A 12,455-nucleotide genomic window follows, 5' to 3' on the forward strand; every position below is an offset into this window, starting at 1 on the left:
ACATCGGAGCGCCATCCGTTAATTTTCTGCGAACGGCCCGCTGGGCCGGCCGTCAGGCCCTCCGTCTAACCGTAACTTACCTAGCGGCGCGTCGGCATTACCTGACGCTAGGACAGGTCAGACGCTATCTCGCCGGCAAGCCATTTTTCGCCGCAAGCATTTTTCGCCGCAAGAATGCCGGCGATGTGTCACACGCTCCTCAAGGATTGAAAACCGATGTCTCGCCAAAGCAATGCTCTGGCGGCCGCTCCGAATCATGACGGCCGTGTTTCCCCATCCGACCCTGCAGCGTCGGAGTCTCCCGCCGGCTTCACCATCAGCGATCTCGCCAGGGATTTCGGCGTCACGCTGCGCACGCTGCGCTTCTATGAATCGCGCGGCCTGATCGCGCCGGCTCGCTCGGGAATGACCCGAATCTATTCGGGCCGTGACCGTGCCCGCCTCGCCCTGATCCTGAAGGGCAAGCAGCTCGGCTTCACCCTGGTCGAGATCCGCGCCATGCTGGCCAATGAAGAGAAGAAGGGCGGTGCCGATGCCGGTTCGGCGTCCGTCGGCGGCCTGCAGCTCAGCCGCGAGCAGGTGGTCGAGCAACTCGAGCTGCTGCGCACCCAGCGCGCCGAGATCGACAGTGCGATCGCCGAACTCGAAGCCTCGGCGGCTCGTTTCCCCAAGGCCTGAGCGTCGCCAAGGCCTGGCCCGTCTCGCAAGGTCTGCCAGCGTCAATCCATCCCAAAACGCCCCGGCTGGAAGCCGGGGCGTTTTGCTTTTGTCGGGTGGCCGCGCGAATGTCATTGTCGTGAGGTGTGTAGGAAAATCCCGCCGACCCCTTTGCAAGACCGGGAATGATAGTTTATATATGAACTATTCGGAGCCCTCGCTGTCAGGCGGGTGGCCTCGCGACGAGAGGGAGGAACGCATGCCGGTTTACAAGGCGCCCGTCGAAGATACGCTTTTCCTGCTGAACGACGTCTTCAACATCGAGCGCTACAACAACCTCCCGGGCTTCGCCGACGCGACCCCCGATGTGGTGGAGGCCGTGCTCGGCGAGGGCGCGAAGCTCTGCGAGGAGGTGCTCCAGCCGCTGAACCATTCCGGCGACCAGGAGGGTTGCACCCGCAACGCCGATGGCAGCGTCACCACGCCCAAGGGCTTCAAGGCCGCGCACAAGGCCTATGCCGAGGGCGGCTGGATCGGCCTTGCCATGGATCCCGAATATGGCGGGCAGGGCCTGCCCTATACGCTGGGCGCCGTGATGAACGAGTTCGCCTCCTCCGCGAACATGGCCTTCGCGATGTATCCGGGCCTGACCATGGGCGCGATCGCCGCGCTCAACGTCCACGGCTCGGACGACCAGAAGCGCACCTATCTGCCCAAGATGATCGAGGGCGTGTGGTCGGGCACGATGAACCTGACCGAGCCGCATTGCGGCACCGATCTCGGCCTGATCAAGACCAAGGCCGTCCCCAATGGCGACGGCTCCTACGCCATCACCGGCACCAAGATCTTCATCTCGGCTGGCGAGCAGGACATCACGGAGAACATCATCCATCTCGTCCTCGCCCGCATCGAGGGTGCTCCCGCCGGCGTCAAGGGCATCTCGCTCTTCGTCGTTCCGCGCAACAGCATCGGCGCGGATGGCTCGGTTGGCGCGAACAACCACGTCTCCTGCGGCTCGATCGAGCACAAGATGGGCATTCACGGCAACGCGACCTGCGTCATGAACTATGACGGTGCCAAGGGCTGGCTCATCGGCACGGAGAACAAGGGCCTCAACGCCATGTTCGTGATGATGAACGAGGCGAGGCTCGGCGTCGCGATCCAGGGGCTGGCCCAGTCCGAGGTCGCCTATCAGAACGCTGTCGCCTACGCCAAGGACCGCGTCCAGGGCCGCTCGCTGACCGGCGCGAAGAGTCCCGACAAGGCCGCCGACCCGATCATCGTCCACCCCGACGTGCGCCGCACGCTGATGTCGATCAAGGCCTTCAACGAGGCGGCGCGCGCCTTTGTCATCTGGAACGCGCTGAAGTCGGACATCGCCCACCGCTCGGGCGACGAAGCCGAGCGCCAGGCCGCAGACGACCAGCTCGGGCTGATGACGCCGGTGCTCAAGGGCGTGCTGACCGATGTCGGCTTCGACAATGCCGTGAAGGCCCAGCAGATGTTCGGCGGCCATGGCTACATCGCCGAATGGGGCATGGAGCAGTTCGTCCGCGATGCCCGCATCGCCATGATCTACGAGGGCGCCAATGGCGTGCAGGCGATGGACCTCGTCGGCCGCAAGCTCGGCCGCGACGGCGGCCGCGCCATCATGGCCTTCTTCAACGAGGTCGGCGGCTTCATCCAGGAGAACGGCGAGGACGAGGCGCTCAAGCCGTTGCTGACGCCGCTTGCCGCCTCGCTCGGCCATCTCCAGCAGGCGACGATGTGGTTCATGAACAACGCCATGGCCAGGCCTGACAATGCCGGCGCCGGCGCGACCGATTTCATGCATCTGCTCGGCCTCGTCTCGCTCGGCTATATGTGGGGCAAGATCGCCAAGGTCGCTCAGGGCAAGCTCAAGGCCGGCGCCAATGGCGCGACCGAGCGGATGAACACCAAGCTGGTCACGGCTCGCTTCTTCATGGAGCGCAGCCTGCCTGAGACGGCGGCGCATCTGGCGCGGATCACCAGCGGCGCGGATTCGACGATGGCGCTGAGCGCGGACCAGTTCTGAAGATGGCGTGTCATGGTCGGGCTTGGCCCGACCATCTCTCGCAGACCTTGCACACACCGCTGGATGACGAGATGGTCGGGTCAAGCCCGACCATGACGTCCGGCACGAAAACGAGCCGCCTCGCTGCGGCCAGCCCGGGAGGCCCCTGATGGCAGACGCATTCATCTACGACCATGTCCGCACGCCGCGCGGCAAGGGCAAGGCCGACGGCTCTCTTTACGAGGTCACGGCGATCGAGCTCGGCACCACGACGCTGCGCGCGATCCGGGACCGCAACGACCTCGACACCGGGCTGGTCGAGGACGTCGTCTTCGGCTGCGTCGATCCGGTCGGGGAGGCCGGCGCCGACATCGCCCGCACCTGCGCCCTCAAGGCCGGCTACGGCAAGGAGGTGCCCGGCATCCAGATCAACCGCTTCTGCGCCTCGGGGCTCGATGCGGTGAACCTTGCCGCCGCGCAGGTCATGTCCGGCCAGAAGGAGATGGCGATCGGCGGTGGCGTCGAGAGCATGAGCCGCGTCGGCATGGGCGCCTCTGGCTTCGGCATCGCCTTCGACCCCTCCGTCGCCATCGACACCTGGTTCATGCCGCAGGGCGTCTCGGCTGATCTGATCGCCACGAAATACGGCTTCTCGCGCGACGACGTCGACGCCTTCGCGGTTCGCTCGCACAAGCGCGCCCATGCCGCCTGGGAGGCCGGGCGCTTCAAGAACTCGGTGATCCCGGTCACCGACGTCAACGGCCTCACCATTCTGGATCGTGACGAGACCATCCGGCCAGGCACCGACATGCAGACGCTGGCCGCGCTCAAGGCCTCCTTCGTCCAGATGGGCGAGATGGGCGGGTTCGATGCGGTCGCGACCGCCGCCCACCCGGATGTCGAGTTCGTCAACCACGTCCACCATGCCGGCAACTCCTCGGGCATCGTCGATGGCGCGGCCGCCGTGCTCATCGGCTCGAAGAAGGGAGGCAAGGCAGCGGGCCTGAAGCCCCGCGCCCGCATCAAGGCCTTCGCCACCATCGGCTCCGATCTCGCGCTGATGCTGACCGGCCCCGTCGATGTCACCGAACTGGTGCTGAAGAAGGCGGGCATGACCACTGGGGATATCGACCTGTTCGAGCTGAACGAGGCGTTTTCCTCGGTCGTGCTGCGCTTCCAGCAGGCTTTCGACATCGACGACGAGATCCTGAACGTGAATGGCGGCGCCATCGCCATGGGCCACCCGCTCGGCGCCACCGGCGCGATGATCCTGGGCACCGTGCTCGACGAGCTGGAGCGCACGGACAAGAACACCGCCCTGGTGACGCTCTGCGTCGCCGCCGGCATGGGCGTCGCCACCATCATCGAGCGGGTTTGAGGAGAACGATCATGGACCTCACCAATTTCCGCTTCGAAACTGATTCCGACGGCATCGCGACCGCGACCTGGGACATGCCCGGCCGCTCGATGAACGTCATCACGCCCGAGCTGATGGCCGAACTCGACGCGATCATCGACACGGTGGCCTCGACCGAGGCCATCAAGGGCTGCGTCATCACCTCCGGCAAGGCGGCCTTTTCGGGCGGCGCTGACCTGACCATGCTGCAGGGGCTGCGCGACCTCTATGTCGGCCTCGCCAAGGAGAAGGGCGAGCAGGTCGCCATGCAGAGCTTCTTCGACGAGAGCCGCAAGCTCAGCCAACTCTACCGCAAGCTCGAGACCTGCGGAAAACCCTTCGCCGCCGCGATCCACGGCGTCTGCCTCGGCGGCGCCTTCGAGCTCGCGCTCGCCTGCCAGTACCGCGTCGTCTCCGACGATGCCTCGACCCGCGTCGGCCTGCCCGAGATCAAGGTCGGGCTGTTCCCCGGCGCTGGCGGCACCCAGCGCGTCGCCCGGCTGCTGCAGACCGGCGACGCCCTGCAGATGATGTTCAAGGGCGAGCAGGTGAAAGCGCTGCCGGCCCGCAACACTGGCCTCGTCCATGCCGTCGCGGCCCGTGCCGACATCGTCCAGAATGCCAAGGACTGGCTCAAGGCCAACCCGACCGCGACCGCGCCCTGGGACCAGAAGGGCTTCAAGCTTCCCTCCAACAAGGTCTATTCGCCGGCCGGCATGCAGATCTGGCCGCCGGCCAACGCGATCTATCGCCGCGAGACCAACGACAACTACCCGGCGGCGCGGGCCATCCTCTCGGCGGTCTATGAGGGGCTTCAGCTCCCGATCGATCTCGGGCTGAAGGTCGAGAGCCGCTACTTCGCCAAGATCCTGCGGACGAAGGAGGCGGCCTCGATGATCCGCTCGCTCTTCGTGTCGATGCAGGAGCTCAACAAGGGCGCACGCCGCCCGGCCGACGTGCCGCCCTCGAAGCTCAAGAAGGTCGGCGTCGTCGGCGCGGGCTTCATGGGCGCCGGCATCGCCTATGTCACGGCGCAGGCCGGCCTCGAGGTCGTGCTGGTCGATCGCGACCAGGAGGCCGCCGACAAGGGCAAGGCCTATTCGCACAAGCTGGTCTCCGACCAGATCATGAAAGGCCGCGCCAAGACCGCCGACCGCGACGCGCTGCTGTCCCGCATTACCGCGACCGCCGACTATGCCGCGCTCAAGGGCTGCGACCTCGTCGTTGAGGCCGTCTTCGAGGATCCCAAGGTCAAAGCCGAGGTCATCGCCAAGGTCGAGGCGGCCGTCGGCCCCAAGACCATCTTCGGCTCCAACACCTCGACGCTGCCGATCACCGGGCTGGCCACCACCAGCCAGCGGCCGCAGAACTTCATCGGCATCCATTTCTTCTCGCCGGTGGAGAAGATGCTGCTGGTCGAGGTCATCATGGCCAGAAAGACCGGCAAGAAGGCGCTCGCCATGGCGCTCGATTTCGTCCGCGCCATCAAGAAGACGCCGATCGTCGTGAATGACACGCGCGGCTTCTACGCCAATCGCTGCGTCGGCAACTATCTGCGCGAAGGCCACCTGATGCTGATGGAGGGTGTGCCCCCGGCGATGATCGAGGCGGCCGGCAAGCAGGCCGGCATGCCGGTCGGCCCGCTCTCGCTCAACGACGAGGTCGCGGTCGATCTCGCCTTCAAGGTGCTGAAGGCGACCAAAGTCCAACTCGGCGATGGCGCAGTGGATCCGGCGCAGGAGAAGCTGCTCTCGGACATGGTCGAGAAGCACGGCCGCCTCGGCCGCAAGAACAAGAAGGGCTTCTACGACTATCCGGAAGCCGGGCCCAAGCGCCTCTGGCCGGGTCTGGCCGATCTCGTCGGCAAGCGTCTGGCGCCGGAACAGGTCGACATGGAGGAGCTGCAGCACCGCCTTCTGGTGACGCAGGCGCTGGAGGCTGCGCGCACCTATGAGGAGGGCGTCGTCACCGATCCGCGCGAGGCCGATGTCGGCTCGATCATCGGCTTCGGCTTCGCGCCCTATTCGGGCGGCACGCTCTCCTTCATCGACAATATGGGTGCGGCTGCCTTCGTGAAGCTCTGCGAGGGTCTCGCCAAGAAGCATGGCGAGCGCTTCAAGCCCAACCGGCAGCTCAAGCGCATGGCCAAGACCGGCGAGAGCTATTACGGCGCAGCGGCGGCCAAAGCCGCCGCCTGAGGCGGCTATGGCGATCCTGCCGATCGTCGCCTATCCCGATCCGCGCCTGCGCGCGGTCGCGGAGCCGGTCGAGCGCTTCGACGCCGATCTGCGGCAGCTCGCCGCCGATCTGCTCGACACGATGCGCGCCGCGCCCGGCGTTGGCATCACCGCACCACATGTCGGCGTGCCGCTCCGCCTTGTCGTGCTGGAGCTGACGCCCGGCGAGGTGCGGACCTATGCCAATCCGCAGATGCTCTGGGCCTCGCCGGAAACCGCCCGCGCCACCGAGGGCAGCGTCTCGATGCCGGGCGTCACCGAGGAGATCGAGCGGCCGGCGAGAGTGCGCGTTGGCTGGCGCGATCTCGACGGCGCCGCCCATGAGGAGGAGGCCGAAGGCTTCCTCGCCACCTGCCACCAGCACGAAATCGATCAGCTCGATGGTGTCTTCTGGCTGCAGCGCCTGTCGCGGCTCAAGCGCGAGCGGGTGATCGCGCGCTATGGGAAGCTGCGGCGGGGCTGAACACTCTCATAGCGAACTTGTCCCATATCTGGTACAAACCGCCCATGAAAGTCGTGACCTACTCCCATCTGCGTGCCAACCTCGCCAAGATCATGGATCAGGCGGCGGATGACCATGACCCGGTCATCGTCACCCGCGCCAACGGCAAGACGGCGGTGCTGCTCTCGCTCGAGGATTTCGGCTCCTATGAGGAGACCCGCTATCTTCACGCCAGCCCAGCGAACGCGAAGGCTCTCGAAGAGTCGATCGCAGAGCTTGATCGGGGCGAGGGGATCACCTTCGAGACGCCTGACGATCTGAAGGTCTTCGTCGAGAAGGCGGTTTCGGGGCGGCAAGACGCTGCCGAATGATAGTCGTCATCTCGCGCCGCGCCATGAGCGAACTCGTGTCGCTGGCGTCTGACGAGCCCAAATTGGCGTTAAAGGCGCTCCAGCTTATCGACGAATGCTGTCGTACGCCCTTCACCGGTCGCGGCAAACCCGAGCCGCTGAAACACGACAAGTCCGGCTGGTGGTCTCGTCGCATCACCGACGAGCACCGTCTGGTTTATCGCGTCATCGAGGACCGGCTCAAGATCGCGCAGTGCCGCTATCACTACTGACCGCAAGGGCCTCGCCGCCGGAAAGGGGCGAGGCCCTTTGGTTCAGTTGGCGACCGCCCTGATCACCCGCCGCGTCTTCTCGACGATCTCGCCGATCTGGTCTTCGGTCACGATCAGCGGCGGGGTCAGGGCGAGCGTGTCGCCGGTCAGGCGCACCATCAGCCCCTCCTCGTGGAAGGCGTGCTCCATCGCGTCATAGCCGCGCTTGCCGACGCCGTCGGGGCGTGACGCGAGGTCGATGCCGGCGACAAGCCCGAGCGTGCGGATGTCGAGCACGTTGGGCTCCTCCTTCAGGTCCATGACGGCATCGGCCCAGATCGGCTCCAGCATCTTGGCCCGCTCGAACAGGCCCTCGTCGCGATAGATGTCGAGCGTCGCCAGCGAGGCCGCCGCCGCCAGCGGATGGCCGGAATAGGTGTAGCCGTGGAACAGCTCGATGGCGTTGTCGGGGCCGTTCATGAAGGCGTCGAAGATCGGCTTGCGCACGATGACGCCGCCCATCGGCACGGCACCCGAGGTCACGCCCTTGGCGAAGGTGATCATGTCGGGCACGACGTCGTAGCGCTCGGCGGCAAATGCGCTGCCCAGCCGCCCGAAGCCGGTGATGACCTCGTCGAAGATCAGCAGGATGTTGTGCTTGGTGCAGATCTCCCGCAGGCGCTTGAGATAGCCCTTGGGCGGCGGCAGCACGCCGGTCGAGCCCGACATCGGCTCGATCATCACGGCGGCGATGGTCGAGGCGTCGTGCAGGGTGACGATGCGCTCGAGCTCGTCGGCGAAATGGGCGCCATACTCCGGCTCGCCCTTGGTGAAGCGCTGCTTCTCGCGGTCATAGGTCGCCGGCATATGGTCGGAGCCGGCCAGCAGCGAGCCGAAGAACTTGCGGTTCGAGACGATGCCGCCGACGGAAATGCCACCGAAGCCGACGCCGTGATAGCCGCGCTCGCGCCCGATCAGCCGGGTCTTCGAGCCCTTGCCGAGCACGTTCCAGTAGGCGATCGCGATCTTCAGCGCGGTGTCGGCGGCTTCCGAACCGGAGCCGGCGAAGAAGACATGGTCGAGATCGCCCGGGGCCAGCGCCGCGATGCGGGCAGCCGCCGCGAAAACCTTGGGATGGCCGAACTGGAAGTTCGGGGCGAAGTCGAGTTCCTCGGCCTGGGCCTGGATAGCCTCGATGATCGGGCGGCGCTTATGGCCGGCATTGCAGCACCACAGGCCCGCCGTGCCGTCCATGATCGGCTTGCCCTCGGGGGTGTAATAATACATCCCGTCCGCCCGCGCGATCATGCGCGGCCGCTTCTTGAAAGCCCGATTCGCCGTGAACGGCATCCAGAAGGCTTCGAGGTCGTTGGGGCTGGCGATCGGGGACGGTGCTGGGGTCATCGGGGCGGTCCTGTGGATTAATCTTCCCTCAACCTAACAGCACGATGCGGGGTGTAAATCTCCACCGCATCGCGGCATCCCTGCGCCGGGCGGGATTCGGCACAACGAGCATCGCGGCAGGTGACCTAGCGTCGCCTTTGGCGTAGGTTGAAAAAGGGGGGCGCAAACTGGACCGGACCCCGATGGACCACAGTAGCGCAGCGTCCGACCGAGCGGAGGGCGAAACCTCCGCAGCGATTCGCGCGGGCCTCGCGCGCGTGCTGGATTCGGACGCTTTTCGTGCCGCTCCGCAATTATCGGCCTTTCTCGGCTTCGTGGTCGAACGCGTTCTCGCGGGGCGTGGGGCGGAGTTGAAGGGTTATACGATCGCCGTCGAAGCGTTCGGCCGCCCGTCCGATTTCGACCCGCAGGCCGACCCCATCGTGCGCGTCGAGGCCGGTCGCCTGCGACGGACACTGGCGCAATATTATGCGGGTGAGGGCGCCAGCGATGCTGTCCGGATCACAATGCCGGTAGGTGCCTATGTCCCGGTCTTCGAGCTGGCCGAGCATGGGCCGGCCGAGACCGCCGCTCCGGTTCGTCCGATGGACGAAAAATCCATGGCGATTCCTTCGCCTACGCCTGGCGGACTGCGCGAGTCGCAGTCGCGGCAGGAGCGTCAGATCGCCAGGCGTTGGCCCGTGATGGCCGGCATGGCCCTTTGCCTCGGATTGCTGTCGCTGACGGCGTGGTATCTAGGCCTGATCCATGGAGCGCCAGGGCCGGGGGCCGGAACCCTGCCTGAGTCGTCGGCGCGCATGGCGGTCATGGGCGCCGGCCCTGCCTTTCAGGACGTGCCGCTGGAGCCGACGGTCGTGGCGGTTTCGATGCCCGACCTGCCCGACGATCCCGCGATCACCGCGCTCGGGCGCCGGTTTTCCGGCGTTCTGGTCGATGCACTGTCGCGCTTTGACGATCTTGTGACCGTCAGGGTCCCCCCTGTCGGCCAGGCCCCACCGGCCAACATCGACTACATCTTCGAAACGATGGGCCAGAGAATCGACGGCAGCATCGAGAGCTTCGGCCGCCTCCGGTCGGTCCGCGATGGCCGCATCGTCTGGTCGGCGTCGTCGACGCGGGCGCTGGCAGCGGAAGACGGCGACCTGCCCGACATCGCCCGGCGCCTGGCGACCCGGCTGGCCGAGCCCTTCGGCATCATCCATGCCGATATCCGCCAGAATCCTACGTCCGGGCCGATGCGGTGCATCTATCAGGCCATTGATGCGCGCAGCACGATGACGTCCGAGGACCATCTCGCGGCCCGCAAATGCGTTCAGGAGCTGATCGACCGGGACCCGACCTTCTATCCCGCCTGGATCCAGATGACCTTCCTCAGCCTGGGCGAATACACCTCCGGCCTCAATCCCCAGGCGGGCTCGCCGCTCGATCGGGCGCTCTCGGCCGCGCTGACGGCGGTCCGTCTGGCTCCGTCGAGCGGCAGGAGCATGCAGGCGATGATGGAGGCGCTTTTCGCGCGCGGCGCGACGGATGAAGCGATCAAGGCCGGGCGCGAGGCCCTGACCCGAAACCCCTTCGATTCCGATATCATGGCCAGCCTCGGTGGACATTACATCCAGCTCAACCGTCCCGCCGAAGGACTGCCGCTTGTGCAGCGAGCGATCGAGCTGAGCGCCGGGCGCCCGCCGGCTTATGATTTCTTCGCTCTCCTCGGCGCGCATCTGCTGGGCGCGCGACAGCTTGCAAATGGGCATGGCGCGTTTCTGGCAGCCGACGAAAACCTTTATGCGCTGCTGGGGCGCGCGATTCAGGGGATGCAGGATGGCAACGAAGCGGGCAAGGCTGAGGCGATCGCAACGCTGCGAAAGCGTTTTCCGCTCTTCGAGACGCAGCCGCGACTCTGGCTCATGCGTCGCGGCTTCGGCAGCGAGGTCATGGACCGCATCCTCGCAGACCTCGGCATCCTGCATCCCTGAATCCCGTTGAAGGCCGGACAGTGCGGTCATCGGCCCGGTGATGGGCGTGTCAGGCATCGAACGAGGCAAAAGCTCGCTTGCGGGCTGGCGTAAGGGTACTCTCGGCGAAATGGTGTGATTCGCCGTCTCGTCCCGATCAACCCCTCGCGCGATCGCTGCCTTGGCCCCTTTCCAACGCAATGCCCTCCACCCCCTCGCCAGCGCCGTCACCGGGCTGTCGGTGGGCGCGATCGCGGCCCTTCTCCTGCCCGCGCCGTTGAGCACGGCGCTCGGACTGCTTCTCGCCGGCGGCGGCTGGCTTGGCTCGGCCTGGCTGCTCGAACGGCGCGGCCTGGCGCAGCGCGAACAGGTTCTCGCCGCCATCGGCGAGGTCAAGGTCAGGCTTGCCACCAATGCGATACGGCTCGACGCCCTGTCCAAAAGGGTGGAGCAGATGCCGATGCGCGATGTCGATGCCGCACCGGCGCGAGCCGCCATCAACGAGCTGACCGCCGAGGTCGGGCTGCTCGGCGATCTCATCCATCAGGTCGCGACGACGCTCGCCGACCACGATGCCGCCATCGCCGCGGTCCAATCCCGGGCGCCGTCATCCGCGCCGCCTCCTGCACCTGCGCCTGTCGTGGTCGTCGACCCTGAGGCCGCCCGCCAGGAGCGCCTGCGCGTGCTGGCCGCCGAGCGTGCCGAGGCCGCCCGCCAGGCCGAGGAACAGGCGGCGGCGGAACGTGCCGCCGTCATCAGCGCCGCACTCTCGGAAGGGCGGGTCGAGGTCCATCTGCAACCGATCGTGCAGTTGCCGCAACGCCGCACGCGCGGCTACGAGGCGCTGGTGCGGCTGCGGCTCGACGAGCACACGCTGCTGCTGCCGCACGAATTCCTGTCCGTCATCGAGGAACGCGGCTTCGGCCCGACGCTGGATGCACTCGTCCTGACGCGCGCGCTCGCCATCGCCCGCCATCTCGGCTCGAAGGAGGGAGATCTTTTCGTCTCCTGCAACTTCAGCGCGGCGACATGGAGCTCGTCGAAGGCGCTGGCGACCTTGTCGCGCATCCTCGAAAAATACCGGGAGCATACCGGTCACCTGATCATCGAGATGCCACAGAGCGTCTTCCGTGGGCTCGATCCGACGAGTCTCGGGCTGCTCGGGGCGATGTCAGCCAATGGCGTGCGCTTCGCGCTCGACCAGCTCGTCGATCTCAGGCTCGATCCGACCTCGCTGTTCGACCGCGGCATCCGCTTCGTCAAGGCGCCCGCCACGCTCCTGATGGAGCACGCCGAGGGCGCGACGACGGACATCGCCGCAGGCGATCTCTCGACCTTGCTGGCGCGTGCCTCGGTGGTGCTGATCGCCGACGAGGTCGGGGACGATCCGACGGTCGCGGACATGATCGATCTCGGAGTCATGATGGCGCAGGGGCTGGTCTTCTCGCCGCCGCGGCCGGTCAAGCCCGATGTCTTCGCCGAGCCCGCCCCGCCGGCCGCGGCGCCTGAGCCGAGCCCGGAACCGCCGCGTCAGGCCGCCGAGATCGTCGGCTATCCCGCGCCGCCTGCTGCGCCTGTGCCGGAGGCTGCCCCGCAGCGCCAGTCGTTCCGCTCGGTCCTGCGTCGCGCCAGCGCCTGATCCATCCCTGTCGATCGGTTCCGGTTGCTGCGGCAGACCCATGGCGCAGCATGCGGCGGAGCTTCGTCGGAAGGCTGTTTCGTGGCGGGCAG

Annotated in this window: 10 protein-coding genes; 9 read left to right on the forward strand and 1 reads right to left on the reverse strand. The window is 66.6% G+C overall.

Annotated features, from left to right (window positions below; genetic code table 11):
- The first annotated feature begins 216 nt into the window (after window positions 1-216).
- The 7 genes from AE618_RS01585 (at window position 217) to AE618_RS01615 (ending at window position 7,389) form a co-directional block, all read left to right on the forward strand.
- Window positions 217-678: a MerR family transcriptional regulator gene (locus AE618_RS01585; RefSeq protein WP_082364911.1), complete on the forward strand. Its 462-nt coding sequence runs from the start codon at window positions 217-219 to the stop codon at window positions 676-678.
- 238 nt (window positions 679-916) lie between these two features.
- Entirely contained in the window at window positions 917-2,713 is a 1,797-nt protein-coding gene (locus AE618_RS01590; RefSeq protein WP_054207397.1) for an acyl-CoA dehydrogenase C-terminal domain-containing protein, read from the forward strand.
- A gap of 148 nt (window positions 2,714-2,861) precedes the next feature.
- A complete protein-coding gene (locus AE618_RS01595) occupies window positions 2,862-4,070 on the forward strand; it encodes an acetyl-CoA C-acetyltransferase (protein WP_054207310.1) in 1,209 nt (402 codons plus the stop codon).
- Window positions 4,071-4,081: 11 nt separating this feature from the next.
- Window positions 4,082-6,286: an FAD-dependent oxidoreductase gene (locus AE618_RS01600; protein ID WP_054207311.1), complete on the forward strand. Its 2,205-nt coding sequence runs from the start codon at window positions 4,082-4,084 to the stop codon at window positions 6,284-6,286.
- A 7-nt stretch (window positions 6,287-6,293) separates the two neighbouring features.
- Complete coding sequence (locus AE618_RS01605) at window positions 6,294-6,788, forward strand: peptide deformylase (protein WP_054207312.1); 495 nt, start codon at window positions 6,294-6,296, stop codon at window positions 6,786-6,788.
- Between the two features lie 44 nt (window positions 6,789-6,832).
- Window positions 6,833-7,138, forward strand: coding sequence for a type II toxin-antitoxin system Phd/YefM family antitoxin (locus AE618_RS01610; protein ID WP_082364912.1), 306 nt, complete (start codon window positions 6,833-6,835; stop codon window positions 7,136-7,138).
- Window positions 7,139-7,161: 23 nt separating this feature from the next.
- The gene (locus tag AE618_RS01615; protein WP_248310712.1) at window positions 7,162-7,389 is read left to right on the forward strand and encodes a Txe/YoeB family addiction module toxin; all 228 of its coding nucleotides are present in this window, start codon (window positions 7,162-7,164) and stop codon (window positions 7,387-7,389) included.
- Between the two features lie 42 nt (window positions 7,390-7,431).
- On the opposite strand, the gene AE618_RS01620 is transcribed toward AE618_RS01615, so the two are convergent.
- On the reverse strand, window positions 7,432-8,772 hold the full coding sequence (locus tag AE618_RS01620) for an aspartate aminotransferase family protein (RefSeq protein WP_054207314.1): 1,341 nt from the start codon (window positions 8,770-8,772) through the stop codon (window positions 7,432-7,434).
- A gap of 182 nt (window positions 8,773-8,954) precedes the next feature.
- Here AE618_RS01620 and AE618_RS01625 point away from each other — a divergent pair, with 182 nt between their 5' ends.
- Together AE618_RS01625 and AE618_RS01630 are read left to right on the forward strand one after the other, a co-directional pair.
- Complete coding sequence (locus AE618_RS01625) at window positions 8,955-10,745, forward strand: tetratricopeptide repeat protein (protein WP_054207315.1); 1,791 nt, start codon at window positions 8,955-8,957, stop codon at window positions 10,743-10,745.
- A gap of 160 nt (window positions 10,746-10,905) precedes the next feature.
- The gene (locus tag AE618_RS01630; RefSeq protein WP_054207316.1) at window positions 10,906-12,363 is read left to right on the forward strand and encodes an EAL domain-containing protein; all 1,458 of its coding nucleotides are present in this window, start codon (window positions 10,906-10,908) and stop codon (window positions 12,361-12,363) included.
- Window positions 12,364-12,455 lie beyond the last annotated feature (92 nt).

Origin of the sequence: Allobosea vaviloviae (genome assembly GCF_001298265.1) — a bacterium.
Lineage (GTDB): Bacteria > Pseudomonadota > Alphaproteobacteria > Rhizobiales > Beijerinckiaceae > Allobosea > Allobosea vaviloviae_B.